Here is a 26,701-nt window from a genome sequence, read left to right as displayed (position 1 = left end):
TCATTCCTTAATTTTAGAGTTTGTACATTTTATGACTTGTCCTCTGTAGATATGCAAAAAAAGGAATGATAACTAAATGAATGAAAAAAAGAAGCTGCATTTGCAGCTTCTATCTAATCCCAAAGAACTTCTTTACTTTTGTGAAGACACCTTTTTCTTCATCAAGTAATTGAAGGGGTACTGATTCACCTAAAATTCTTCTAGCAATATTACGATAGGCAATTGACGCACGACTAGTAGGATCCAAGGCAATAGGCTCCCCACTATTAGACGCCTTAATTACGCTATCATCATCCGCTACAATACCAATAAGGTCAATGGCTAGGATGGAAACAATTTCATCAACATCTAGCATTTCACCACTTTTCACCATGTGGTTTCGAATTCGGTTTATGATTAGCTTCGGCGCTTCTACTTCTTCCTTTTCTAAAAGTCCGATAATACGATCTGCATCACGGACAGATGATACTTCAGGTGTCGTCACAACAATTGCTTTATCAGCACCTGCAACTGCATTTTTATAGCCTTGCTCAATCCCAGCAGGGCAATCAATAATAATGTAGTCGTAATCCTGTTTTAGCTCTGTGATGAGTTTCTTCATTTGTTCGGGCGAAACTGCCGATTTATCAACTGTTTGTGCAGCTGGTAATAAGTATAAACACTCAAAACGCTTATCCTTTATTAAGGCCTGGTGTGTTTTACATCGACCTTCCACTACATCTACAAGATCATAAATGATACGGTTTTCAAGTCCCATGACAACATCTAAGTTGCGAAGACCAATATCTGTATCCACTAAACAAACACGCTTCCCGGCAAGTGCCAACGCGGTTCCGATATTTGCTGATGTTGTTGTTTTTCCTACGCCGCCTTTACCAGATGTAATAACAATAGCCTCTCCCACGTTACATTCCCCTTTCTAATCTCGTAAGCTTCGGTCGAAGATTTGATAAAACTTGTAATCGATCGATCACGATTTGTTGATCCTCATCTATGTATGCACATTCCATATCATTGCTATCCTCTACTAAACGGTCTGGTGCACGATTAATGACATTGGATATTTTCAACTGTGAAGGTTTCATGACAGAAGCAGCAATGACAGCCTCATTATTCCCATGTACACCTGCGTGTGCACTACCACGTAATGCACCCATTACAAATATATTTCCACTTGCTATGACAGTTCCACCTGGATTGACATCACCGATTAGGAGTAAATCTCCCTCAACTTGTAGTACTTGTCCAGAGCGAATCATTTTACAGACAGAGGTTATTTCAGCTTGTTTACGTAATAATTCTGCATGCTCTTTTGTGATTACTTCACTATCAATAGAGCCTACAACAAGGTTTTTCTTCTTTCGAATCAGCGTTTTTAAAGCTTCTTCTTGTTCTTCTGATATATAGCGAGTCCCTACTTTCACACGAACAGTTATGAGGGGGCTATCTGGCTGTGTATGATGATTAACGGATAGTTTTTCTTCAATTTCCGATAATAGTTCTTGAAATGAACAACGGTCATCGAGATGTAACGTTAAGCCATCTTTCGTCCCTTTGATTGTTACATATTGTTGCAATTGTCCCATCACTTACGCTCACCTCATACTTATAAAAATTCGACAGGTCTGCTAGATTTTCCTCTTTTATGACATGAAAATCTTTTATAAACTACTATACTTGTCCACTTATAACGGAAAGAAAACTTGGCATACGCCAAGCTTTTATTCATTCAATCATCCTTTTGTGCAACGAGTAAAAGATTAAATCGTTTCCGTAACGGAATATAAAATAAAATAACAAATGCTAAGTTCAACACTAATGTAGGTAGTAGTCGAATATTGAGAAAATCAACTACCTCAAGATTTGTTCCTTTTATTAGCAACTGTACCCCATAAACAAAAAACTCTAAAAGAGTTATAGAGAACAAGCTACAAACTGTTACAGTTAATATATTGATATGTAATATTTTCATTGTAAGGGTAATAAAGTAAGCTAAAAGAGGATAAGCAAACATATAAACCCCTATTAAATTAGTATACATCAAGTCATATAGTAAGCCTAGTACTATTCCGTATGACATTCCTAGCTGGAGATTTGAGTACATAGTAATAATAACGATCATTACCATGACAAAACGAGGAACGATAATCCGTTCCAACTCGTACATTTCAGATGGGAGAACCTGCACAAATATACTTTCACCAACAAAGCAAAGGAGAGCAAGGATTGGAAAAATCCACTTTCTCATGGTTCATTCCTCCTCTTGTTCTTCGGCAATATCTACGTCACTCATCATGACACGATCAACGATAATAACATGATCAATTTCATAAAAGTTGGCCGAGGGCTTTACATAAGCCATCTTGGTTAGTCCGTATTCATCCGGAACAACTTCTGTGATTTCTCCAATTAACAGTCCATGCGGGAATACTCCACCTAAACCAGAGGAAATAACCTTTTCCCCTTCTTCTAGTACAGCATCGTAAGGAATTCTTTTAAAAAGGAGCGCCGCTTTTTCTTCGTCATAGCCTTCGATTAAACCAAATATATTTTCTTTCCCTTGAATGATGGATGAAATACGATTTGTTCGGTCTAAAGCAGTTAATAACTGAACTGTTGATGTGAATTGTGATACGTATTTGACTTTTCCAATAAGACCATCAGATGTAATGACCGCCATATCCTGTTTTACACCATGTTGACTACCTTTATTTAGAGTAAGAATCTCGTTCCATTCCCACTTATCTGGATTTCTAGCTATGACTGTGGCTTGTATGGCATTATAGTCACGAATACTATCTGGTTTATCAAGTAACGCCCTAAGCTTTTCATTCTCATCTTCTAATACTTTTACCTTAACGGACAGTTCAACATATTCTTCAAGCTTTGCCTTCAAATATTCATTTTCTTTATATGTATTTCGAATTCCCTCAACATTACTGAAAAATCCCTTAATACTATGGGCTGGTCTATGAAACACAGATTCTACAGCTCCAACCGTATCCTTTAAAAATTGTTCTGGCCACGTAAGGTTATCTCGATCATTCAATGAAAATCCAATCAATGCCACTAAAATAATGATGCTTACTAGTAATAGAATGAGTCGTTTATTTAGAAAAAATTGTGGCATGATTTTACACCCTCTTTTATCCTTGTATCTATATTATTTGTATTCCCTAATAAAGACCTAAGAAGAATGAACTCCTTAGGTCAATGATATCATCTAGACGCTTCTCGTGTCTTGTTTTTAAAAAGATGAATATTATCTAGTGATTTTCCAGTGCCGATTGCCACACAATCTAGTGGATTCTCGGCAACCAATACTGGCATTTTTGTTTCCTCACTAATCACTTTGTCTAAATTGCGAAGGAGTGCTCCTCCTCCTGTTAATACAATTCCACGATCCATTATATCAGCTGCAAGCTCTGGTGGTGTTTTTTCTAGTGTATTTTTTACTGCTTCAACGATAGCATCAACCGTATCCTTTAATGCATCTGCAATCTCTTTTGCTGTGATAGAAATAGTTTTAGGTAAACCTGTCAGCAGGTCACGTCCACGAATATCCATATCCTCAATTCCATCAGGAATACCAGCTGAACCAACCTCAACCTTCAAAAGCTCAGCTGTTCGTTCACCAATCATTAAATTATAGTTTTTCTTAATATACGACATAATGGCATCGTCCATTTCATCTCCAGCGATTCGTATGGATTGACTCGTTACAATTCCACCGAGCGATATAATGGCAACCTCTGTAGTTCCACCACCAATATCGACAACCATACTCCCCGTTGGCTCCCAAACAGGAAGATTTGCTCCAATAGCAGCTGCAAATGGCTCTTCAATCGCATAGGCATCACGAGCACCGGCCTGCTTTGTAGCGTCAAGAACAGCACGTTTTTCTACATCGGTAATCCCTGAAGGAACACAAACCATTACATATGGTTTACGTGAGAACAAGCCCTTATTCTTAACGGCTTGTCTAATATAATACTTCATCATCGTTGTCGTTGTATCATAATCAGCAATTACTCCATCCTTCATTGGACGAGTTGCAACTACATTTCCGGGAGTTCTGCCGATCATATTTTTTGCATCGTTACCAACTGCAACGATTTGCTTTGAATCCGTTTGCAAGGCAACGACAGACGGCTCTCTTACAACAACTCCCCTTCCTTTTACGTACACAAGCGTGTTAGCAGTTCCTAAATCTATTCCAAGGTCTTTAGTACCAAACATGTATGTATCTTCCTTTCTAACCGATTTGATGTTGTTATGGCACTGACAAGCTCTTCTATATAATACAGATATGTTTCCACTTTCATTATCATACTGATTTTATTCGAAACTTGTAGAAAATTTATGTTTGAGCCAAACTCATAAGTAGTATTATAAAGGATGTGCCAAGAAAAGCATAGTATTACACATAGCCTTTTTCCTTCAAGCTCACATAGTTATTTTCACCGATAATAAGGTGATCAAGAATCTCAATTCCAATGATTTTCCCACATTCTGTAAGGCGCTTTGTTACTTCAATATCTTCCCTGCTCGGACTCGGATCTCCGCTAGGATGATTATGGACACAAATAATCGAGGCAGCCGATCTTCTAAATGCTTCTTTAAACACTTCTCTCGGATGAACAATGGATGCATTTAAGCTTCCAATAAAGATGGTTTGTTTATGAAGAACTTGATTTTTTGTATTTAAATATAGACAAACAAAGTGTTCTTGAGAAAGAAATCTCATCTCATCCATCACATAATTGGCTCCGTCCTCGGGAGATCTTATGACATATCGATCCTCATGCTGCAAGCGTCCAATTCTTCTACCTAACTCTAGAGCTGCCATGATTTGCACGGCCTTTGTTTGACCAATTCCTTTCATACTTGTCAATTCCTCAATCGTTGCATCCTTCAGCATTCGTAAGCCTTCGAAATGTGTCAGCATTCGATTGGACAATTGGAGAACTGACTCCTCCTTGGAACCTGTTCTTAGTAAAATGGCTAATAGCTCATGATTTGCTAAACTCTCTGGTCCATCGTTGATTAACCGTTCACGCGGCCGTTCGTCTTGTGGAAAATCTCGAATCATTAACGTTACACTGCTTCTGGTCAAGCCGATTCCTCCTTAACATTGGAAACCGAACTGTTTTAACTCCCTTACCAGTCTTGACAAAGGCAAACCAACAACAGAGAAATAATCGCCTTTTATTTCTCGGACAAATAAAGAACCTAGTCCTTGAATTCCGTATGATCCCGCTTTATCTAAAGGTTCACCTGATTGAATGTAGCTGTAGATGTCTACTTCTGATAGTGGCCAAAAAGTTACTTCTGTTTCAACATAAAAGGAATTTGCTTTACCATTATAAACAATCGTAACTCCTGTTAAAACAGAGTGTGTCTGTCCAGACAATGATTGTAACATGCGAAAAGCATCTTGTTCATCTCGAGGTTTACCTAATAGGATAGAGTCTTTTGTCACAATGGTATCTGCACCAACGACATAAGCATGTGGATAACGTCTAGCAACATCCAAGGCTTTTTGCTCTGCTAAGGTCATCACAACCTTTTCTGGAGAAAGTGTCGGATCCACTATTTCTTCTATTGAACTTGATGAAACTTCAAATGAAATTCCGAGGTTTGTAAGTAGTTCTTTTCGTCTTGGAGACGAAGAGGCTAAAACGAGGTGTTGCATGTCATCACCTAACTTTTTTATCAATTTTGAAAGGAAGATACATCAATATCTTACCATTCATTACCAGGTTCCACAATTTGCTAAAATTTAGTTTTCTAGCAACATTTTAGTATTTCCTAACTGTTAATAAAATATGACATAGCTTAGAAAAAGTAGGCAAACATCAAGTATTCCTTGAATTTCTATAGTTTTATCATACGGTAAGTTGTGAGGAATAGTTTGCTTTCAACTATTTATAGCCATAGAAAATAGAGAAGAAACGTCATACAGTTCGTCTCTTCTCTTTTATTTATGTCCGTTCCATTTGAATTGTTCCTTCTCAAAACTCATTCAGAAATTAATTTTTCATAGAACGAAAAGCCTTCTAATAACGCTTGTTGAGAGGACCAAAAGGATTCTGCTGTTTTTGATGTTTGATAGGTTTCAACCTTCATATAAGCGTTCTTTACTGACTCACTAAACTCCAAGCTATGGCCGTTTAAGGTCACTTCCGAATATACGTATAATTTTTCATATAAAGATTGAATTTCCTCCCATGAGGTAGACGGTTTTGAGGAGGAATAAAGGTTACTAGAATATTGCAAGAGCTCATCATATAGCTGTTTCACTTCTATGAGAATTGGGTTTGCTTCTATTTGTTTTTCTTCTAATGTAAACAATTTCACATACGTTTCATATCCCTTTTCATCATAGGGGGTACGAATGGACCTTATAAATTCTTCGCTTAAACCTAGCCCCATAAACAAAAAGTGCTTACCGTCCTGACTAACCATCGTACTAGATAGTCTATCTGTTTGTATTTGATCGACAACCGGTGCTGCTGCTTCCATGGAAGAAAAAACCCCACCTTGCACTACGTATGCACTCATAGACGGGAAGGTAATGACCTCTCCAACTGTAGCAGTAGGCACTTCTTTTTCTTCTCCGCCTGTAGGGGTTTCTTCAGGTACATTTATTGGATCAACAGATGTTTCTTTTGGATCTGTTACATAAGCCTGTTCTACATTTTTACCTGTGAATATATGAAGGACCATCATTCCGAAGCCAGTTCCGATGATTAATGCAGCCAGAACAGCCAGTATAAATGTTTTGGGTAAAATAGCTGATACTTTTCCTTTGGGCTTGTGAGGAACACTGATCGATCCGATAAAGGACTTTTGTCTAGGACGACTTTTGTCAAATTGAATAATAGCTTCATAGTCCTGCTTGTCCGTTTTTTTATCATATTGAGGTAAAATCCAATCAAATTCTTCTTCCTCACTTTTTGCAGCCGCCATTTCTTCATGAGCCAAGATGGGTTCTTCATCCTTTTTCTTATGATCCGATGTCGTTTCTTGAAACGACCGCTCTTTTCCGTTAATCTTTATAGAAATTTGTTGCTTGTCCATTCTTACACCTCCGTTATTCCATCCCATTCGATGGAATACTTTTTACAACTGTATCATATAGATAAAAAAAAATAACAAGACATTTGTCGTCTTGTTACTAAAGCTTTTCGTCATTATTCGTCATCGTCTTTTATCGGTATGTTCAGGACCTGACCAGCATTTACTTGATCCCCTGTCAGATTGTTCCACTCTTTTATGATTTGTTCACCACTTCGATCCTTGTAGTATTTTAGAGAAATTCGGAAAAGAGTTTCGCCCGGTTGAACAACGTGTCGAATAAGTGTGTAGTTTTCAATTTGTGATGTTGGTTCAGTTGCTTGATTTGTTTCGCTTTTCGTTTTTTCAGTATACTCATTCTCATTTTGAGCAGATGTCCCCTTGCCTTCATCAACTGGCGAATCTTCTCCACTTCCCTCTGTCTCATCTTTTGGAACAACAGGCACTAAAGGATTCACTTTTTGACTTGGGCTCGGCACTTCAAGCGGAGGAAGCTGACTTTTTAACTCTTCAAGCTTTGGAAAATAAAACGTTGAAACGGTTAAGGTATACGTTAATTTTTCAGGTTTATTTTCTGTCGTAACGATTTCTTTAATACCAGCAAAGGTTAATGAGTCAATTTTTGTGATTCTTGGGAGATTTTCCAGTGCTGCAATGAACGCCTCTAGTTCGAAATATGTGGGAGATTCTACGGTTAAGTTTACAGATAACTTTTGTACACCTTCTGGCATAGGTAAATCTGTTGATGTTTCAGGTGAAGTCTTTTCACCATCCTCGTTATCGTCATTGCTTCCTATATCAGTTAGATCCGCATTCTCTTCTTTTGCTTTTTCAGCTTCTTTTAAATATTCATCAACTAAACTAGTACCTCCATCGTCTTCCACCTTTTCACCAAAACTCATAGTGGAAATAAAGCTACCTGATACGATTTCTGCTTTTTCTAAATCCAAAATAAATTGTTCAAGTAACGGATCAACCGGAAGCTTTTTTTGAAGCTCGGTCGTCCCTTGATATGCTTTTTCCTGACGATTATTAACACTTGCTTCAACCGTTGAAAGCATTGCTTCTTCCTGCTGCAACTGGCCTTGCAATGTCTCAACATTTGCTTGAACAGGTTTCATAATAAATAAATAGGCATTTACAAACCCTGCAAGAGCAATAATGATGATGGTCATGAGTAGTAGAATATTTTGTTTTGAAAGACGGAAGCTCATCATTTTGCCTCCTTATTATCCGCATCCCGTAATGCGCTTTTATTCAGCTGGATTTGAAATTCCCCTATATAACGTGGTAATAATACACTAACTAGCTCTTTCACTTCTGGTTCATCATCTGCTGCACTTGTGACAAGACTCGTTAAATTAACAGTGTCAATGAATTCCGAATCTTTTAAGCTCTTCAAGTAATAAGCCGCTTCACGGCTAGTATCAAACTGAACGGTTAGATTTACACTCCCGTCATCCGTATAACTAAAATTCAACATATAGCCTCGCTCCGGTAAAAGGGCTGATAAATGTCTCATTAAGAATACAGTTGGAATCGGTAGTTCCTGTGTCCAGTTAATCGCTGTTTCCAGCTCTGCAACTGCTGATGAGGAAGCATAGTCTGTCAGTTTTTTCTCCTGAACCGTACGCAGCATTTTGGTATCTTGAATTTGCTGTTGAATAATTTTCACTTGTTGTGTATTGTGCTGATATTGTAGATAAAAAATGATTGCCCCGATGATGCTTGCAGTCAACACAAAGAAAAGCACAACATATAATGCAAAATTCCTCTTCTGTTTTTCGGGTAATAGGTTTATATCTACTAACATTGCTGCACCTCTATTTTAATGAAAGCCCAACGATTTCATTAAATCTTGATGGAATCCCGTTTCCATTTTTCAAATAAATTTCACGGTCTTGCATGGTTTGTATGGGCGTATCAAATGACTCTTTACATTTTGCAATAAACCAAAGTAAATCAGGATGATCACCCGTAATAAGTAGCTTTGTAATTTGTGATTTTCCTTTAGAGAGAGAGAACCTATAAAAGTTCATAATCCTTTCAAGCTCAGTTACTGTATCAGTAAGCTGCATGTCCACTTCATGTCTATCACCTTTCCAAAACAAAACCTCTTCTTTTTCAAAGTCTCGCTTCAATTCCCATGTGCCATTTTCAATATTTAAGCGAACATGTCTTGTGAAAATCGGAATATGCTGATAGAAAATCGTAATATTCATTGAGTTAATTGAGAGCTGAAGAGATAATAAATGATCTTCTGGGTGTGCAAGATCAAGATGATAATATAATCGGTAAAGGGAAAGTGAAGATAAATCTGCGACGACAGGTTTTACTTTAGCCTCTTCAAGTAAATCTTGATACTCATTGACTATTTGTTCAGGAGCTGCAACTAAAATAACTTCCTTTTTTCCTCCATGTCTACCTACAATACTAGTATCAAAATATGGTTCATCAAAAGGTAGGTGCAGTGTTTCGCCTAACTCTAAATATAAATGACCCTTTACTTCTTCATCTGGAATTTCCTCATCTATTTGTACCTTACGTATCACAACCGAGTTATCTGGAACAGTGAATAAAAGAGGTTTCCCTTTTATTTTCCAGTCGTTTACACATTCTTCTAAAATCATCATAAATGTGTCACGTTCAACAATTTTACCTTCATCAATAATTCCGGCTGGTAAATAACGTTCTCCATATGATTTATAAATGAGTCCCTTTTGGCTGTTTTTAAATTGCACATAGCGAATTACATGATCTTTTATTACTAGACTAACTTGTTGGCCTTTTCTCACTTCATTCACCACCGACAATTCATCAAATCAAAGCAATCCAATTTATATACCATTCTACAATATTATCGCCAAAATAATAAGAGATAATTGCTCCCAACGCGATAAATGGTCCGAAAGGAATCGGCTGCTTCCGCTTAATCACCTTGGCAAGCAAGGCAATCCCCCCAATAACAGCCCCTAGTAGAGAAGCTAGGAAAAAGGTAAGTAGTACATTTTGAACACCTAGCACAATCCCAATTACAAAAAATAACTTTACATCTCCAAATCCCATACCGTTTCCTTTTGTCACAATCGCAATTAACAGTAAAAGACCAAAGCCTGTGAATGCTCCCGCTAATGGGTCCCACCATGGATCTAACGGTATAAATATTCTTAACATGATAAGTACCGGTAAAAAGAATAATAGGATTTTATTTGGGATGAGCATATAAGCAATGTCAGAAACTGTAATGATGATCAATAATGAGATGAAACAAAGTGCAACGATTAATTCTGGTGTAAAGCCAAACCATAATGCAGATAAGAGGAACAGTACTCCAGTCAAGAGCTCCATAATAGGATAAAGAGGAGAGACTTTCGTTCCACATGTTTTACATTTCCCTCTGAGAAAGAGGTAAGAGAATACTGGAATAAGTTCAAGAGTCGTTAAAGTTCGCTGACAGGACGTGCAGTGGGATCTAGGGGTGATGATGGATTCGTTTTTGGGGATTCTTAATCCCACAACATTGAAAAAAGACCCCAAAATAATTCCAATAATAGATGAATATATATATAATAGAGTCATAAATTTACTCCTTCAAAAAAAATATTCCACTGCGTGGAATATTTTTCAATTAATATTATTCAAGTACTACTAGTGCTCTTGCACCATCAGCTTGAAGAGCTGATAAAAGTTCTCCATTTATATATATATGTGGAGTAGCTGTCGTGTCTTGTAAAGTAATTGTATAAGTCACTACTCCAGAACTTTCAGCTATTTCGACTTTTGAATTAGCAGGATCATATTCGCCAGCATTCCCTGGACTTGGAGGGGTTCCTTCTAGATATCCACCTGTATTAAGTTCCGTGATAGTATATATACTATCACTTCCTGCTGTCGAACGATCAATATTAGCTAATTTTGCAGCATTAGCCAGCATGATAGCATTTGAAATATGAGCATCCTTTTTACTATTCTCAATAATCCCACCAATACTCGGAACCGCAATACCTGCAATAATACCTAAAATAACAATAACTGCTAATAACTCAACAAGCGTTAAACCAGCTTGTTCTTTCCACTTCTTCATGAAATCTTTAATCTTCTTCATCATGATTTCTCCACTCCTTCACTATCTATCGTATGTTTTTGTAGATCTTAAGATGTCGGTATTCACAAAGTAAAAAAAATGTTGAAATTTGTCTTACATATACTAGTATTATAATACTATTCTATTACAAATTCTATTAAACTTTCATAAATTTTTATAATTTTTCCCTTACTTGTTACCCAATATTTTCGAAAATACTGAACATAGGTACAGCAATGGAAGCAACAATTCCTCCAACAATGACTGCTAAGAAGATGATCATCATTGGTTCAATGAGTGACTTAATTTGATCAGTAGTCGCTTCTACTTCCGACTCATAGTAATCGGCTATCTTGTCTAGCATGACATCGAGTGAACCCGTTTTTTCACCGACTGCAACCATTTGACTGACGAGTGGTGGGAATACCCAGTGTTCCTTCATTGGCTCTGCTAAAGGTTTTCCCTGCTCTAACGAAATTCTTGATTTCTTAATGACTCTTGCAATCACTTCATTCCCAATGATACGTTCTACTATCGAAATTGCTTGTAATATTGGAACAGAGCTTGCAAATAATGAGCTTAACGTCCTCGTCATTCTAGCTAAAGCTGATTTTTGAAACAAAGGACCAAAGATTGGGACACGTAAAATAAAATAATCTATATAATACCTAGAGGCTTTATTATTTAAGGCAACAACAATTCCTAAATACGATCCAAATAGAAGTATTATCAACAGCCACCAAAACTTGGTAAAAAATGCTGACAACCCTAGCACAAATCTTGTAATAGCAGGCAGATCTGCTCCGAATGAGGAAAACATATCAACGAAAGTCGGGACGACGAATGTAAGCATGAATACAACAATTACGATCGCAATACTTCCAACTGCAATGGGATAGGTCATAGCTGATTTCACTTTTTGTCTTAGCTTATTTTGTTTCTCATAATAGTCTGCAAGTCTATCCAAAATTTCATCCACATTTCCACCAATCTCCCCTGCCTTCATCATATTAAGAAATAGGGGTGGGAAGATCTTTCGGTGTTTTTCAGCAGCGTCTGTAAAAGCATTACCACCTCTTAAACCTTCTTCAATATCAAATAGTGATTTTTTTAAAACCTTACTACTTGTTTGCTGGGAAAGAATATGAGTAGCATCAACTACTGAAATACCCGCTTTCAATAAGGTTGAAAATTGTCGTACGTAGATGACAAAATCCTTGAGCTTTACTTTGTCCTGAACGAGCTTGATTTCCTGGTAAAGTATGCCTTTTATCTCGTCAATTTTTAATACAGCAACACCTTCTTCACGCAATGTTGCAATAGCTTCACGCTTTGTGTCACTTTGAACTCGCCCAGCTACTTTACGGCCACGTTTATCTCTTCCTTGATATTTAAATAATGGCATCTATGCTCCACTCTCCTGTAAATAAGGAGCAGCTGTCTCTCTCGTTATAATTTTTTGCTCAAGCAAGTCTCTCACTGACATATCAAGTGTATGCATCCCTAGAGAGCGGCTTGTTTGCATGACACTATGAACTTGGTGGATTTTTTCGTTTCTAATTAAATTTTTTATCGCTGAGTTATTGATTAAGATTTCATTTACGTTTACTCTACCTTTTCGATCAGCTGTTGGTAATAAACGCTGTGAAATGACCGCTGCTAACGTCGCTGCAAGCTGGATTCTTACCTGCGGCTGTTGATTCGGAGGGAACACATCAATGATACGATCAATTGTAGCTGGCGCATTTGTTGTATGAAGTGTTCCCAATACTAAATGCCCTGTTTCTGCAGCTGTTATAGCAGTCGAAATCGTTTCTAAATCGCGCATTTCTCCAACTAGTATCACGTCTGGATCCTGACGTAAGCAGGCCCTAAGCCCATTTGAAAAGTTTTTTGTATCAAAGCCAACCTCACGCTGGTCGATAATACATTGCCTGTGCTTATGAATATACTCAATCGGATCCTCTAAGGTGATAATATGCCGTCTCATATTTCGGTTCATAAAATCAATCATCGCCGCAAGTGTTGTTGATTTACCACTTCCAGTTGGTCCTGTCACTAATATGAGCCCTTGATGTTTCGCCGCTATGTCTGTGAGTACTTCTGGCAATTTTAAATCTTCAAGCGTCGGGATTTGTGTGGGTACAACACGTATTGCTAAACTAATGCAGGAACGTTGTTTATATGTGTTGACACGAAAGCGAGAAACCCCCGGTATTCCGTATGAGAAATCTAATTCTCCTTTATCAAGGAATGACACCCAAAGGTCCTCTGGTACGATTGACTTAGCCATGTTCTCTGTATCTTCAGGTTTAAGCGCTTCTTTGCCATACTGCTTTAAGTCGCCATTTATTCTCAATATGGGAGCAACTCCAACAGTTAAGTGAATGTCTGACGCTTCTAGTTCAAATGCTGCTTGCAATATATGATCTAACCTCTCCTTCAACGCTATCACCTCCTACTCACTTAGCGCAACTCTCAGTACTTCCTCAACTGTCGTTAATCCTTGTTTTACTTTTAAGAGACCATCATCTATCAGAAATATCATGCCATTTTTAAGTGCATAATCTCTAATTGCATGTATTGAATTATTGTTCATCATCATATTTCTTATTTTATCGTCAATGACGAGCACTTCATGTAGGGCAATTCTACCTTTATACCCAGTTTCATGACAAGCCTTGCAACCATTGCCTCTATACACGTGGTCGACTTTTAGCCCCCGTTTTTGAAATACATCATGTTCCATTTCTGAAGGCATCAGTTCTTCTTTACATTCCTGACAAATTTTTCGTACTAGACGCTGTGCAACAATGCCAGATAGAGACGAAACAACAAGAAATGGCTCGATTCCCATATCGACCAGTCTCGGAATCGTTCCAATCGCACTATTTGTATGCATCGTGCTTAGAACAACATGACCGGTTAACGAAGCACGAACAGCAATTTCAGCTGTTTCAACATCTCTTATTTCCCCGACCATGACAATGTTTGGGTCCTGACGTAAAATAGATCGTAACCCATTTGCAAACGTCAAACCAATCGTATGGCCTACCTGGACTTGATTGATTCCTTGAATTTGATATTCAACCGGGTCCTCAATGGTAATAATATTTACTTCCTCTGTGTTTAGGTGGTTAAGGGCTGAATATAGGGTAGATGATTTCCCTGATCCTGTTGGACCCGTAATCAGTACCATACCAGATGGTCGTTCAATTAGCTTTACAAATCTTTGCAAGTTTATCTTGTTAAAGCCTAATTGTGAAAGTTTATTTAAGGCGTTACTTAAGTCTAATATACGGATTACTATTTTTTCCCCAAAGATTGTTGGTAGAATGGCAATACGTAGGTCAACAGTAGCATATTCTAATTCTACTTTTATTCGTCCATCCTGAGGTAGTCTAGTCTCGGTAATATTTAAATTAGCCATGATTTTAATACGTGCTATTAATACGTTTTGGATAGATTTTGGCAGAGTGCGTTCTGTTTTTAAAAGTCCATCAACGCGGTAACGTACAAGAAGATTCGTTTCCTGTGGATCAATGTGAATATCACTCGCTTTTTGCTGGATACCACTTGCTAGAATTTGATTTACTAGACGAATAGCAGGTGCGTTCTCACCATCTTGATCTCCATCATTTACATCAAAGTCCTCTGGAAATTCCTCATTGTTATAATACTTATTAATGGCCGAGAGAATCTCATCTCTCGTGGCAATCACTTGAGAAATTTGAAAGCCAGTTGATAAACGTAAATCATCCACTGCATAATAATCCATGGGATCATTCATCGCAACTGTTAGCTGGTTTCCTTCTTTCTTAATGGGGATAAGCAGATTACGACGTGCGACATCCTTTGGTACGATGTTCATTAAGCTTGTATCAATAGGGTATTTGTACAAGGATATATGAGGAATCCCGAGCTGAAATTCAAGTACTTCTATCAGTTGTTGCTCGGAAATAAATCCTTTTTCTAGTAGGGAGTCTCCTAGTTTTTGCCCTTCTTTTTTTGTATTTAAAGCATCCTGCAATTGATTATCTGTAATCAAACCAGCCTCTACTAGTAGGTTACCCAACCTCTTTCGTTTTCCTACCATTTTCCCACTCCCTTTATCCTACACACAACACTAAATTATGATCGTTTTATAGTCTAGCATAATCTTATTATATTAAATTCTGATCTATTGTGAAATACACTGTTATATGACAAATCATTCCTCACCAAAAGTGAGATGTAGTATAATATAGGTAACAAGAGAGGAGGGAGTTAATGAAAGCCCTTCAAAACGAAGATGGGTCTGCCCTTATATATGTTCTACTTATATTTGCTGTATTAGCGATCACATTGCCTATTATTTTTTCATATACAACTACAATGAGTGCGAATGATACTCGAAATGAGTATGAAAAATTAGCGTATAATCTGGCAGTATCAGGAATGCAAACATACATTCAATCCCCAGATACGTTTCAGACAAACTATGGGTACCTACCCATTACTTTGCCTAATGGAGAAAGCATCGACTATTATCAGTACGCAGTACCTTCTTCCCTTGCTGCTGAATACACAAATCGTTATCTGACTTATTCAGATATGACTTCGAGTGACGATTATGTAGTAGTCGTTGAAGCGATTACTGGAGATCATAATCAAAACCGCCAAAAGGACAGCGGAGAAAGATTCTTTAATAAAAAAGTGATGACAAAGGCAGTAACACCTAGTCCCATTACTGAAAAAACAGACACACCTGTGCTTAGTTTACAAACTGCAACCACAACCTCTCCAAACTATATTACTGGAACAGCAGAGCCTAGCTCTACTGTAACTATTACAGATAAAAGAGATGGAAATATATACTCTGTACAAGCAACTGTCGACGGAAATTTCTCGTTAACATTATACAGACCGTTATATGAGGGTGACGTGTTCTCAGCAACCGCAAAATCATCAGGAAAACTTGTAAGTAATGCGACATCAACTACCGTACTTGCTGCATCCGCACCAATCGATGATGGATATGTCTTAATCGAAGAGCCTGATGGTACTCAAACAGTAGTATTAATTCAGCCTACTATTACGACAGCTGATAAAATTATCGTAAAGAGTGAAGTTGGAACCTATACTGCTCCAAATGGAGAATATATTGAGTTTACTGCTGAAAATGGTATCACAATTGAAGAAGGAGTATCACTTACTTCCTCAGGTAACGGTTCTCAAAATCAAGGGTTAATCTTAACAGCTAATGGTGGGGATATTCTTATTTCAGGAACGAGACTGGAAGATAGTAGTAATAGTATCTTTAGTGATGTAACGATTACAGCGAAAGATGGTAATGTTTATATGGAAAACACAACTCTTATCGCTGAGAGTAATGTATCCGTTACAGCGTCTAAAAATATTTATGCTGATTACTCGGAAAGCTACAGTCAGAAAAAGAATAGTGGCTTGATAACATTTACACTTGAACCTAACGTGGGAATCATTTATGTTGACAATATGTTTGTTAACAAAAATGCATCAACTATCCCTTCAAATGCAAAACGATGTGGTACTCTGTTATCATCAAGTAGTTTATTAAACGGGAGTAGAGGCCCTTTTACGAGCTGTAATTAATAAAGCTGAGTAGTTTTTCTACTCAGCTTTTATTGTTTAAAAGGTTTGATATTGATTGTTACTTCATTTGTTCTAATTTCTTCCGTTCCATTAGCATTTGGTTTTATCGATTGAAAGGTAAGTCGTAGTGAATAAAGAACATCACTATCTAAGATAACTTCTGTTGGAACAGATCCTCCATTCTGATCTGTTAATACAAAATTGGATACATTTTCAGATAGGACAAAAATTTGACTGTCATTGAAGCTCATAATATCATTCGATGAAGATGAAACGAAGCTTAATGTATGTGTGGTCGCTTCGTAACGTATAGATTTGACATCACCTTTGTAGTTCTTAAACCTCAGCTCTTGAATCGGTGAAATACTATAATATAATTCTACTGGATCTGCAATTTCCTTCGTTATAGAGTTAATCGTAAGGTTTTGATCAGTATGACGATTAAATTTCTCTTCAGAGGTATTCACGAATAAGTTTACTGTGGAGAACATGGTAAAGCAGACACCTACAACGATAAAAAACACTGTAATAGTTACTAGAATTTCAAGTAAGGTCAGACCTTTTTCACTTTTCATTTTATCGCTCCCAATCAACTACAACCGTAATTAGGCGTTGTTCATTAGATGTTCCATTGTACATAACCGCAATTCCCTGCATTGAAACATATGGATTTTGACTTGAATAATTATATGCTGGGGTTTGGGTGAGAGAAGTTTCTATAATAGAGATGTGATAATTGTGTCCATTTCGATTCACACTCTTCGATTCTGTACATGAGGTAGTACAAACGTTTATTGGAGGAGACGCAATTTCTAGTTCATGCAATTTGACTTTCAACTCTGTTTCCGCTATTAAAATAGCTTCTACCTTTTTGTCACTTTTAGAAAATGCTATTGACGTAAAGCCCATAGAATTCATTAGAACTATAGCAATAATTGATAAGATCACTATTGCAGCTAGTACTTCAAATAACGTCATTCCATTTTGTTGGTTCCACATTTTCAATCACAATCCTTCAATAGTTATAAAAAGGGACAAGCCTCTGACTTGTCCTACTCACTAATGTTCTCTGTCTCATCTTCTTCAGTTGGATTCGTGTTAACTCCATTAGTATCGACAGGTGTTTCAACAACTTCATTTTCATCTAATACTTCATCTTTCGGCAAAATGCTCGTCACGACAATTTGATGAACGGGAGGATAAAAATCTTCTGATATCGTATCATAATCAAGGACGCTTCCGTTCTTATCCATTTTATTACGAACCACCGTCACTAAGTAGCCTTCTTGTCCTTCTTCTTCAACTCGAGATTCCCCATATGGTAGTTTTGGATCAAATTGTAAGATAGATTTCGGGGGAAACGTTTGTTTATCCTTTAAAAGAATTTCATACTCATATACAAATGGAGCACCGACAAGCTCCATTTTTAATTGTTGCTTTTGAATCGTCATATTTACCACATATTCAGTTGAATTCGGATTGTGAAAGGAAAGATCCATACTTTTATCTAAAATCCGTGCTTCAAATCCTAGTTCTACATGACCTGGAAAAGCTCTGCTTGTATGCCTTTCTACTATGTCAAAGTTAGTAGGAAGGATAGTTTTGTATAGTGCAGAAGCTAAAATATTCAACTCTTCATTTGAAAGCTGTATCTCTTGGTCATGTATATACTGTAAAACCGATACTTGGCTTAATGGAGGAATCACAAGCTGATTTCGATTTTCTAGAGCATTTGTCATTACAATCACTTGTTCTTCGGTGAGGTTAACTGCTCCTTCGGAAACAACGACTGTTTCTAGATCTTCCTCAATATAATCAATCAATTTAAAGGAAAATTCCCCCGTTTGCATGGTTGTTACTACATTTAAGATTTCCTTCTTAAGGAGTTCATCGTTGATTGCTGCTTCAAGGACCGAATCATTAAAAGCACCAATCATTTCTTTATATACGGATTCTTCAACAGTAATGATTAATGGTGAGACTTTTCCATTTTCAGCTAGATTCACACTATCATATATTGAAAATCGAAACATTTCTGAAGCCAATCTTTTTTCTACTTCTTTATAATTGAGGGTGAGAATACTCGATTGGAACCATGCATTAAATGATTCGGTTAAATATTTTGAAGCCTCTTCCTCTGTCATCCCAGATACATCCACATTTCCAATGATCGTATTTTGTTCAAAAACACTATTATTCTTGAAAACATGCTTGTAACCATAGGCCCCAAGTTGTGAGAAGCTTAACACAAACATGATTCCAAGTAATAATGATGAAAATAATTTCATGAATTCCTTACTTCTCACATCAAGAGCCCCCTTTCGTACGTGTAGTTTATGGCTGCTTTAAAGTTCTAATACGAAAACATAGGACCACTTTAATCTTTGTTCCTGTCTTTTTCAGTTGGAAATTCTTTTAGCTCCTCGATAACATCGAAAGGTAACTCGTGATACTCTTTTTCCTTTAAGGAATCCTGCTTTTTTTGTTGAACAGGTTCAAGTTGAAGTTCCTCAATCACTTCGAACTGATCAAAGGACCGTAAAAAGCCAACTTCAATTTCTTCTGATTCTTTTTTATTTACTTCTTCTCCCTCAACTAACGATTCTAAGTCTCGGATTAAGGGAGTAGGTTCATCGTCTTTTTTTATAAGTAATGGCCTCTCCATTGTTTCATCCGCTAGTTCATTATCTGATTCTAAATTACGATGTAATAGAACCTCTAAATCCTCATCAATATTAACAGAGCTCTTTGGAGATGAGATCTCATTAGATTTTTCTACTTTCATGTTTACATATTGATCCGGCTCATTTTTTTCTTTATGTTCGGTAATATTTTCTAGTAGCCCTTTGACACCGATATGTTCTTTATTTTCAGAAAGTATAGGCTCAATTTCATTATCTATAAGTTCAGGTTCATATTTAATCTCGTTTAGATCTGATTCAGCATTGTCAGGTGGAATAGGTGCATCATTACATACTTCATCTTCATGTTCATGTTCAATATCTTCATTGTGAGAAACTACTTCCTCATTTGACCTCATACTAGGTACAAAAGGAAGTTTTTCAGGACTTTTTTCCCGTACAGGGATAATGAACCTTTTTTGCTCCTGTGTTTCCTCATGGATAATTTCAGTTGTCTCAAAGAGATGACCTGCTCTTTGATAAATAACAAATGTGATTAAAGTAACCAAGACAAATAATATACTTGCCGTTTGCCAGATAGCCATTATCGTATTAGCTAAATAGCCAACAATTGTCAACAACGAAACAAGGAACAATAACAAAAGCTTTCCCTTGAATTGAAAACCAAAAGGTAAAACCCATAATATTAGACCAAATAAAATAAGGGCGATAAGTAAAAATATATAATCCAAAAAAATCTCACCTCACTCTCTTTGTAAGTAAACATTAATAACTGTTATAGGTGAATAGTATTTTGGGAAGTGCGTATGACTTAAAAAGCAATCGATAATACGACATAATTCGACTTATTTTCATTGTATTACAAAATACCTTTTTATAAAAGAATGATTCAATGGCAATTATTTTTTATAATAGCCAGCGATTTACATGAAGGTTACATTCTTTGAGTCAATAGTAAAAAAATTATTCAATTTACCTATATACAATCTTCTACAAACTCTCTAATTTTCCTTTTATGCCTATCAAAAACAAAAACCTCTCGAATTAATCGAAAGGCCTATTTTACATATTGTGCAACTTTATTTCTTCCTTTTTGCTTTGCTCCTGTATATAATGCTCGATCAGCGTGTCTAATGAGTGCCATAGGGTCATCTCCATCATCTGGGGCAGATGCAATACCAATACTTGCAGTAATTCTAATGTTCAACTTCTTATTATTCTCTTCTAAGTGATTCTGTATCGTAAATGGAGTGTTAGAGATTGCTAGTCGAATCGTTTCTGCCAGTTTAAAACATGTAAATCGATCTAGATTTGGGAGCAATATTGCAAATTCTTCTCCTCCATAACGGGCTACTGTCCCTTTCGCTCCAACGATTTCTACTAATCTCTCTGCTAGCTGGCTTAATATTTCGTTTCCTGCTTGATGACCGTACGTATCGTTCACAGATTTAAAATGATCAAGGTCTAGTAAAACAAGTGAGATGGTAGCAGAAGGGTTTTCCGAAATGACTTTAAATTCTTCCTCCAGTTTGTTCTCAAAATAACGATAGTTATATAAAGATGTAAGAGCGCATCTCTCACTAATATTCTTAGTTGCTTCATGATGCTTTGCATTCTCAATAGCTACTGCTAAATAGTTCGCTAATATATCAACGATCATCAACTGGAATCGTTCATATGCTCTTTTTTGTGTAGAGGCTAATGTAATAATTCCAACTACCTGTTGATGACGTTTTACTGGTACAGAAATCACACTTTCAACACTTGATGGAAGAAACCCTGAAGCCAAGAACGACCACTCAGATCTCTTTTTAAATAGTACAGGCTGTTTTTGTTCGTACACATATCTGCTTATTCCAGTGTCTTGATGAAAAGTTGCATCAGAGATTTCTACTTCTTTCCCATTCTCCATGTACCGTAATAACTCAAAACGATTATTATTTGAAACATCAACAATGTATGCTACGTCCACTTTCAGCATATCGGAAAGTTTCGCAATAAATAGAGTCAAAACCTCGTTTACTTCTAATCGCTCCGTTAGCTGATGACCAATTGAGCTTACATCTTGAAGATACGTATTCACCTTTTGACTTGAGTAATATAACTTTAAAATAATTGCTAAACTGACAAATGGCAACCCAACATAAAACACACCTGTAATTCCAATTTCACTATAAAGGACATATAACACAAATCCTACTGGAATGGTAAACAAGGTGGTCATAACTTCCCAAATTAAATCCCTACTAAAAAAAATAACAGATCGTTTATATATAAATTTTCTTACTAAATGAAGGGTTACATGATTGAAGAGAACCACTGTTAACACGTACGTAATAATCGGAATATAAGTATTCGTTGAATTTAATTCAAATTCACCGTGCTTTCCGCCAAGCCCATAATAGACAAAAGCACCAGATAATGAAATGAATAGAAACATTAAGGAATTCATCGGCACTCTGAAAAAGTCTTTGTTACTTACCCTAACTTTTACCATCAGTACAATTAAAGCAATTTGCATAAAAACGACTTCGGCAAATAGTCCAAACACTAAAAAGACAGATAGTGATACACCGTTTGTAAAGAAAATTGGCGTATCATTTACAATGATTGGTAATGCAGAGACAATGCACATTAATAGTAAGAAAGTAATCATATCCGTTTCAAAAAACGGAACAGGTGGTTGGAAATTTATATATATCATCCAAAGTAATGTAGGAAATAAGAGAAGCCATGCTAGGTATATCATTATTTGTCTCTTTACACTTACGCCCATAAGCTCCTCCTCTCCTCTACTCTACTAATAATTTCTTGCTTTCATGAATATATAATTTCATTTTATCAAATATTCAGATAGATGTCACAAAAAAATTAGTAGTTTGTTCCTCTTACAAAAGTACTATATTTCATTCTATGCTCTATTTTTTAGATATTGTCTTACTTCAGAAATAAAATATAAGGATCCTGTTATTAGAAGGACTTCATTCTTTTCCATTGAGTGAATGGTTTGTTCGATAGCTTGTTTATAATCAATATGCATTTCCGCATGATGGTATGGGAAAGATTCAAAAAGCTTCTCTGCTGGTACTGCTCTAGGAAAATCAAAGGAAGTAAAAATCAATTTTTTACCGATAGACTGCAATAATTGAATCATCTCATCCAGTTTTTTATCCTGTAGTGCACTAAACATAACCGTTATTTCCTGATCCTTTACGTGTGATTGTACAGTTTTAATAAGTTCTTGGATACCTTCTGGGTTATGAGCACCATCTATAATTATATGTGGTTGTTCACATACCGTTTCAAACCGCCCAAGCCAGAACATTTTAAAAAGGCCCTTACGAATATGCCCCTCATCAATTTGTACCGAGAAATACGTTTGTAAATACTCAATAACCTTTACTGCGAGAGAAGCATTTAACACTTGATGCGCACCCTTCATAGAAATCTCTAGGTTCTCAATACGATTACGTTCAGAACAAAAGGTAAATCTTTCACCTATAGACGGTACTGGAGCATCGTGTTCTATTAAGAAATCTCTGTTGTAAAGATAAACTTTTGCCTTCTTCTCCTTAGCAACTTTTTCAATAACATTAAGAGCTTCAAATTGTTGCACTCCCGTAATAACTGGGATTCCCGATTTAATAATGCCCGCTTTTTCAAAGGTGATTTCTTCAATCGTGTTCCCGAGTATAGACATGTGATCAAACCCAATAGTTGTAATAACTGAGACCATCGGATGAACAATATTCGTAGAATCAAGCCTTCCACCAAGACCTACTTCATAAATCACAAAATCAGTTAAATGGGTATATCCAAAGTATAATAAGGACATCGCAGTTATGACTTCAAATTCTGTCGGTGATCCAAGATCAGTTTGTTCTAGCTCATCTGCTAATGGCTTAATTTGATTTACTAAATCCAACATTTCTTCATTTGAAATAGGGACTCCGTTTATACTAATCCGTTCATTAAATTGTTCAATGTACGGAGAAGTAAAGGTTCCGACTTCATAACCAGCTTCTTGTAAGATAGAACGAATATAGCTTACCGTTGAACCCTTCCCGTTTGTACCTGCTACGTGAATAGCCCTAATTCTTCGCTCTGGGTGTTGAAGTCGTTCCATCATCCATTCCATTCGTTTCAGCCCAGGCTTAACTCCTAACCTTAGCCTTGAATGGATCCAGTTTAGTGCTTGATCATAAGAAGTAAACATAACATATTTTCCTCCAATAAAAAGTCCACAAATAGTACTATTTTAAAGAAATGGAGACGATTGTTATCGCCTCCACTTACTAAATCGATTATAGCGCTTTTAAGTCTTCAATTCGCTCTAGAACTGTGTCACGCTTTTCAATATAGTCTTTTTCTTTTAGTCTCTCTTCTTCAATTACATTAGCTGGTGCTTTGCTTACAAATCCTTCGTTTCCTAGTTTCTTTTGAACTCGCTCAACCTCATTATTTAGCTTTTCAAGCTCTTTTTCCAATCGTTTTATTTCTTCATCTACATTGATTAAGCCTTGGAGTGGTAAAGATAATTCAGCACCCGTTACGATTGCGGTCATTGCTTTTTCATTTGTATCGATCGTTAATCCGATATTTAGTTCACTTGGATTACAGAAACGCTCAATGTAGGAACGGTTTTTTTCAAGCTTCGCGAGGGTTGCATCATCCTTCGCTTTTATTTGAAGTTTAATTTGCTTGCTCATTGGTGTGTTTACCTCTGCACGAATATTACGTACAGCTCTAATTATATCAACCAATAGCTTCATTTCACTTGCTGCTAAATCATCAGATAGTTCCGAGCGAACCTTAGGCCACTCAGCAATCGTGATAGACTCACCTTGGTGAGGTAAATACTGCCAAATTTCTTCTGTAATAAATGGCATAAATGGATGTAGCAATCTCATCGTATTATCTAGTACATACGCAAGAATTGAACGTGTCGTTAGCTTAGCAGCTTCATCCTCACCATATAATGGTAGCTTCGCCATTTCAATATACCAGTCACAGAAATCATCCCAGATGAAATTATAAAGGATACGCCCAACTTCACCAAACTCATATTTTTCAACAAGCTTTGTCACTTCTTGAATCGTCTCATTTAGTCGAGTAAGGATCCACTTGTCAGCTACAGATTTTTCTCCTGATAGATCAAGCTGCTCATACGTTAGACCTTCCATATTCATCATCGCAAATCTTGAAGCATTCCAAATCTTGTTTGCAAAATTCCAAGTCGCTTCTACCTTTTCCATACTAAAACGTAAATCTTGACCAGGTGAGCTACCTGTTGATAAGAAATAACGAAGTGAATCTGCTCCGTACTGATCAATAACATCCATTGGATCTACACCATTACCAAGTGACTTACTCATCTTACGACCGTCAGCAGCACGAACTAATCCGTGTATTAATACATCGTCAAATGGACGTTTTCCTGTGAATTCCAGGGCTTGATATACCATTCTAGATACCCAGAAAAGAATGATGTCATAACCAGTAACAAGAACATTTGTTGGATAATAACGTTTGAAGTCAGCTGCATCCTCTTCTGGCCAGCCCATGGTTGAAAACGGCCATAACGCTGAACTGAACCAAGTATCTAATACATCTTTATCTTGTTCCCAATTTTCTTCATCGCTCGGGGCATCATGACCTACATACACCTCACCGGTTTCTTTATGATACCAGGCTGGAATACGGTGTCCCCACCAAAGCTGGCGAGAAATACACCAGTCATGAATGTTTTCCATCCAATGTACGTATGTTTTCTCAAATCTATCTGGAACAAAGTTTACTTTCCCTTCAGTCTTTTGAAGTTCTACAGCTCTGTCGGCTAGTGGCTTCATTTTTACGAACCATTGTGTAGATAAGTAAGGTTCAACAACGGCGTCACTACGTTCACTATGTCCAACGGAGTGAGTATGCTCTTCAATCTTAAACAGAATACCTTCTTCCTGAAGATCTTTTACAATTTGTTTACGGCAATCAAAACGATCCATGCCTTGGTACTTTCCAGCATTTTGATTCATCGTTCCGTCTTCATTCATGACTAGAATACGCTGCAAGTTATGTCTATTTCCAATTTCAAAATCATTTGGATCATGAGCAGGGGTAATTTTAACAGCACCTGAACCAAACTCCATATCCACATAGTCATCTCCAATGATTGGAATTTCACGTCCTACAATTGGAAGAATGACGGTCTTTCCGATAAGGTGCTTATATCGATCATCTTCTGGATGAACTGCTACTGCTGTATCTCCTAGCATAGTTTCTGGACGAGTTGTCGCTACTTCAATATGTCCTGATCCATCAGCTAGAGGATATTTCATGTGGTAGAACGCACCTTGAACATCTTTGTATATAACCTCTATATCAGAAAGAGCTGTCTTCGTAGCTGGATCCCAGTTAATAATGTATTCACCACGATATATAAGCCCTTTATTGTAAAGTGAAACGAAAACATCACGAACCGCTTTAGAAAGACCTTCATCTAGCGTAAAGCGTTCACGAGAGTAATCTAATCCAAGTCCAAGCTTCGCCCATTGCTTTCGAATGTGACTTGCATATTCTTCTTTCCACTTCCAAGATTCCTCAAGGAATTTTTCACGACCTAAATCATAGCGAGACTTCCCTTCTTCACGAAGCTTTGCCTCTACCTTCGCCTGTGTAGCTATCCCGGCATGATCCATACCTGGTAGCCATAAAACATCATAACCTTGCATACGTTTAATTCGCGTCATAATATCCTGAAGGGTCGTATCCCATGCATGACCAAGGTGCAATTTCCCTGTTACGTTTGGAGGAGGAATAACGATCGTATACGGTTCTTTCCCTTCCTCAGGCTTCGCCTCAAAAAACTTACCCTTAAGCCAATAATCATATCGGCCTGCTTCAACAGCTTTTGGATCATACTTCGTTGAAAGCATTTGTTCATTCGTTTCCATCCTAATTCCTCCCTTGTTTCTGTTCGACAAATTTTGTGCATTGACTCCCTTTTTTGACAATTCGACAAATTTCGGGTAGTGACTGTCACTTACAGGAAATAGTAGCGAGGAGGCAAGGCGCGAAAAAAATTAAAAATCGGAGTTTAGGTTGTTTAAATGAGGATTTTTAATTTTCTGAGCAACGCCGAGATCCGAAGCTTATATTTTCTGTAAAAAATAAAAAACTCCTATCATCCATAAAAGGACGAAAGGAGTTATATTTTCGCGGTACCACCTTTTTTTGCAGAACGAAAAAACGTTATGTTCTACACACTCAATAAAATAACGGCACT

At 37.0% G+C, this 26,701-nt stretch carries 24 protein-coding genes and 1 other annotated feature (1 of these 25 running past the window's edge); of the genes, 1 reads left to right on the top strand and 23 read right to left on the bottom strand.

The annotated features are described in order from the left end of the window. Positions 1-109: 109 nt before the first annotated feature. The 16 genes from minD to ACFSCX_RS05540 all read right to left on the bottom strand — a co-directional run bounded on the left by minD (position 110) and on the right by ACFSCX_RS05540 (position 15,260). Positions 110-904, bottom strand: a complete 795-nt coding sequence (gene minD / locus ACFSCX_RS05615) for a septum site-determining protein MinD (protein ID WP_377927172.1) — start codon at positions 902-904, stop codon at positions 110-112. Between the two features lies 1 nt (position 905). Continuing rightward, entirely contained in the window at positions 906-1,586 is a 681-nt protein-coding gene (minC, locus tag ACFSCX_RS05610; RefSeq protein ID WP_377927171.1) for a septum site-determining protein MinC, read from the bottom strand. A gap of 143 nt (positions 1,587-1,729) precedes the next feature. Further along, complete coding sequence (gene mreD / locus ACFSCX_RS05605; RefSeq protein ID WP_377927170.1) at positions 1,730-2,248, bottom strand: rod shape-determining protein MreD; 519 nt, start codon at positions 2,246-2,248, stop codon at positions 1,730-1,732. Between the two features lie 3 nt (positions 2,249-2,251). Continuing rightward, positions 2,252-3,130: a rod shape-determining protein MreC gene (gene mreC, locus ACFSCX_RS05600; protein ID WP_377927169.1), complete on the bottom strand. Its 879-nt coding sequence runs from the start codon at positions 3,128-3,130 to the stop codon at positions 2,252-2,254. 89 nt (positions 3,131-3,219) lie between these two features. After that, positions 3,220-4,239, bottom strand: coding sequence for a rod shape-determining protein (locus ACFSCX_RS05595; RefSeq protein WP_377927168.1), 1,020 nt, complete (start codon positions 4,237-4,239; stop codon positions 3,220-3,222). Between the two features lie 181 nt (positions 4,240-4,420). Beyond that, entirely contained in the window at positions 4,421-5,092 is a 672-nt protein-coding gene (radC, locus tag ACFSCX_RS05590; RefSeq protein WP_377927219.1) for a RadC family protein, read from the bottom strand. 36 nt (positions 5,093-5,128) lie between these two features. Next, positions 5,129-5,695: a Maf family protein gene (locus ACFSCX_RS05585; protein ID WP_377927167.1), complete on the bottom strand. Its 567-nt coding sequence runs from the start codon at positions 5,693-5,695 to the stop codon at positions 5,129-5,131. A 326-nt stretch (positions 5,696-6,021) separates the two neighbouring features. Continuing rightward, positions 6,022-7,083: a hypothetical protein gene (locus tag ACFSCX_RS05580; protein WP_377927166.1), complete on the bottom strand. Its 1,062-nt coding sequence runs from the start codon at positions 7,081-7,083 to the stop codon at positions 6,022-6,024. Between the two features lie 113 nt (positions 7,084-7,196). Continuing rightward, a complete protein-coding gene (locus tag ACFSCX_RS05575) occupies positions 7,197-8,294 on the bottom strand; it encodes a LysM peptidoglycan-binding domain-containing protein (protein WP_377927165.1) in 1,098 nt (365 codons plus the stop codon). After that, on the bottom strand, positions 8,294-8,893 hold the full coding sequence (locus ACFSCX_RS05570; RefSeq protein WP_377927164.1) for a PilN domain-containing protein: 600 nt from the start codon (positions 8,891-8,893) through the stop codon (positions 8,294-8,296). The genes ACFSCX_RS05575 and ACFSCX_RS05570 overlap by 1 nt, the downstream gene beginning before the upstream one ends. Before the next feature lie 10 nt (positions 8,894-8,903). Beyond that, a complete protein-coding gene (gene pilM / locus ACFSCX_RS05565) occupies positions 8,904-9,875 on the bottom strand; it encodes a type IV pilus biogenesis protein PilM (RefSeq protein WP_377927163.1) in 972 nt (323 codons plus the stop codon). A 22-nt stretch (positions 9,876-9,897) separates the two neighbouring features. Next, the gene (locus ACFSCX_RS05560) at positions 9,898-10,659 is read right to left on the bottom strand and encodes a prepilin peptidase (RefSeq protein WP_377927162.1); all 762 of its coding nucleotides are present in this window, start codon (positions 10,657-10,659) and stop codon (positions 9,898-9,900) included. Positions 10,660-10,714: 55 nt separating this feature from the next. Then, positions 10,715-11,185, bottom strand: coding sequence for a type II secretion system protein (locus tag ACFSCX_RS05555; RefSeq protein ID WP_377927161.1), 471 nt, complete (start codon positions 11,183-11,185; stop codon positions 10,715-10,717). Positions 11,186-11,360: 175 nt separating this feature from the next. Then, positions 11,361-12,569, bottom strand: a complete 1,209-nt coding sequence (locus ACFSCX_RS05550) for a type II secretion system F family protein (RefSeq protein WP_377927160.1) — start codon at positions 12,567-12,569, stop codon at positions 11,361-11,363. Then, entirely contained in the window at positions 12,570-13,610 is a 1,041-nt protein-coding gene (locus ACFSCX_RS05545) for a type IV pilus twitching motility protein PilT (RefSeq protein WP_377927159.1), read from the bottom strand. Positions 13,611-13,622: 12 nt separating this feature from the next. Further along, positions 13,623-15,260, bottom strand: a complete 1,638-nt coding sequence (locus tag ACFSCX_RS05540; RefSeq protein WP_377927158.1) for a GspE/PulE family protein — start codon at positions 15,258-15,260, stop codon at positions 13,623-13,625. 173 nt (positions 15,261-15,433) lie between these two features. On the opposite strand from ACFSCX_RS05540, the gene ACFSCX_RS05535 reads away from it, so the two are divergent. Further along, a complete protein-coding gene (locus tag ACFSCX_RS05535; protein ID WP_377927157.1) occupies positions 15,434-16,777 on the top strand; it encodes an Ig-like domain-containing protein in 1,344 nt (447 codons plus the stop codon). Between the two features lie 29 nt (positions 16,778-16,806). Here the strand turns inward: ACFSCX_RS05535 and ACFSCX_RS05530 are convergent, their stop codons facing one another. The 7 genes from ACFSCX_RS05530 to ACFSCX_RS05500 all read right to left on the bottom strand — a co-directional run bounded on the left by ACFSCX_RS05530 (position 16,807) and on the right by ACFSCX_RS05500 (position 26,369). Next, complete coding sequence (locus tag ACFSCX_RS05530; protein ID WP_377927156.1) at positions 16,807-17,352, bottom strand: prepilin-type N-terminal cleavage/methylation domain-containing protein; 546 nt, start codon at positions 17,350-17,352, stop codon at positions 16,807-16,809. Position 17,353: 1 nt separating this feature from the next. Continuing rightward, entirely contained in the window at positions 17,354-17,776 is a 423-nt protein-coding gene (locus tag ACFSCX_RS05525) for a type IV pilus modification PilV family protein (RefSeq protein WP_377927218.1), read from the bottom strand. Positions 17,777-17,829: 53 nt separating this feature from the next. Next, positions 17,830-19,083 carry a VanW family protein gene (locus tag ACFSCX_RS05520; protein WP_377927155.1) on the bottom strand — a complete coding sequence of 418 codons (1,254 nt, stop codon included), beginning with the start codon at positions 19,081-19,083 and terminating at the stop codon, positions 17,830-17,832. Between the two features lie 71 nt (positions 19,084-19,154). Continuing rightward, the gene (locus tag ACFSCX_RS05515) at positions 19,155-20,150 is read right to left on the bottom strand and encodes a hypothetical protein (protein ID WP_377927154.1); all 996 of its coding nucleotides are present in this window, start codon (positions 20,148-20,150) and stop codon (positions 19,155-19,157) included. A gap of 326 nt (positions 20,151-20,476) precedes the next feature. Further along, positions 20,477-22,195 (bottom strand): sensor domain-containing diguanylate cyclase, encoded by a 1,719-nt coding sequence (locus tag ACFSCX_RS05510; RefSeq protein ID WP_377927153.1) that lies wholly within the window; start codon positions 22,193-22,195, stop codon positions 20,477-20,479. Positions 22,196-22,330: 135 nt separating this feature from the next. Continuing rightward, positions 22,331-23,635, bottom strand: coding sequence for a bifunctional folylpolyglutamate synthase/dihydrofolate synthase (locus ACFSCX_RS05505; RefSeq protein WP_377927152.1), 1,305 nt, complete (start codon positions 23,633-23,635; stop codon positions 22,331-22,333). Between the two features lie 88 nt (positions 23,636-23,723). Continuing rightward, positions 23,724-26,369, bottom strand: coding sequence for a valine--tRNA ligase (locus tag ACFSCX_RS05500; protein ID WP_377927151.1), 2,646 nt, complete (start codon positions 26,367-26,369; stop codon positions 23,724-23,726). A 237-nt stretch (positions 26,370-26,606) separates the two neighbouring features. Beyond that, positions 26,607-26,701 (bottom strand) — a binding site (T-box leader) (it continues 136 nt past the right edge of the window).

The organism is Bacillus salitolerans (genome assembly GCF_042680805.1).
Lineage (GTDB): Bacteria > Bacillota > Bacilli > Bacillales > SA4 > Bacillus_CJ > Bacillus_CJ salitolerans.
The sequence above is the reverse complement of the archived record's forward strand: the minus strand, read 5'-3'. Positions and strand labels throughout refer to the sequence as shown.

Bases quoted from the DNA above. Each gene is read 5' to 3' on its own strand.
- minC (WP_377927171.1), bottom strand. From the start codon at position 1,586: ATGGGACAATTGCAACAATATGTAACAATCAAAGGGACGAAAGATGGC.
- mreD (WP_377927170.1), bottom strand. From the start codon at position 2,248: ATGAGAAAGTGGATTTTTCCAATCCTTGCTCTCCTTTGCTTTGTTGGT.
- mreC (WP_377927169.1), bottom strand. From the start codon at position 3,130: ATGCCACAATTTTTTCTAAATAAACGACTCATTCTATTACTAGTAAGC.
- ACFSCX_RS05595 (WP_377927168.1), bottom strand. From the start codon at position 4,239: ATGTTTGGTACTAAAGACCTTGGAATAGATTTAGGAACTGCTAACACG.
- radC (WP_377927219.1), bottom strand. From the start codon at position 5,092: ATGATTCGAGATTTTCCACAAGACGAACGGCCGCGTGAACGGTTAATC.
- ACFSCX_RS05585 (WP_377927167.1), bottom strand. From the start codon at position 5,695: ATGCAACACCTCGTTTTAGCCTCTTCGTCTCCAAGACGAAAAGAACTA.
- ACFSCX_RS05580 (WP_377927166.1), bottom strand. From the start codon at position 7,083: ATGGACAAGCAACAAATTTCTATAAAGATTAACGGAAAAGAGCGGTCG.
- ACFSCX_RS05575 (WP_377927165.1), bottom strand. From the start codon at position 8,294: ATGAGCTTCCGTCTTTCAAAACAAAATATTCTACTACTCATGACCATC.
- ACFSCX_RS05570 (WP_377927164.1), bottom strand. From the start codon at position 8,893: ATGTTAGTAGATATAAACCTATTACCCGAAAAACAGAAGAGGAATTTT.
- ACFSCX_RS05560 (WP_377927162.1), bottom strand. From the start codon at position 10,659: ATGACTCTATTATATATATATTCATCTATTATTGGAATTATTTTGGGG.
- ACFSCX_RS05555 (WP_377927161.1), bottom strand. From the start codon at position 11,185: ATGAAGAAGATTAAAGATTTCATGAAGAAGTGGAAAGAACAAGCTGGT.
- ACFSCX_RS05550 (WP_377927160.1), bottom strand. From the start codon at position 12,569: ATGCCATTATTTAAATATCAAGGAAGAGATAAACGTGGCCGTAAAGTA.
- ACFSCX_RS05540 (WP_377927158.1), bottom strand. From the start codon at position 15,260: ATGGTAGGAAAACGAAAGAGGTTGGGTAACCTACTAGTAGAGGCTGGT.
- ACFSCX_RS05535 (WP_377927157.1), top strand. From the start codon at position 15,434: ATGAAAGCCCTTCAAAACGAAGATGGGTCTGCCCTTATATATGTTCTA.
- ACFSCX_RS05530 (WP_377927156.1), bottom strand. From the start codon at position 17,352: ATGAAAAGTGAAAAAGGTCTGACCTTACTTGAAATTCTAGTAACTATT.
- ACFSCX_RS05525 (WP_377927218.1), bottom strand. From the start codon at position 17,776: ATGTGGAACCAACAAAATGGAATGACGTTATTTGAAGTACTAGCTGCA.
- ACFSCX_RS05510 (WP_377927153.1), bottom strand. From the start codon at position 22,195: ATGGGCGTAAGTGTAAAGAGACAAATAATGATATACCTAGCATGGCTT.
- ACFSCX_RS05505 (WP_377927152.1), bottom strand. From the start codon at position 23,635: ATGTTTACTTCTTATGATCAAGCACTAAACTGGATCCATTCAAGGCTA.
- ACFSCX_RS05500 (WP_377927151.1), bottom strand. From the start codon at position 26,369: ATGGAAACGAATGAACAAATGCTTTCAACGAAGTATGATCCAAAAGCT.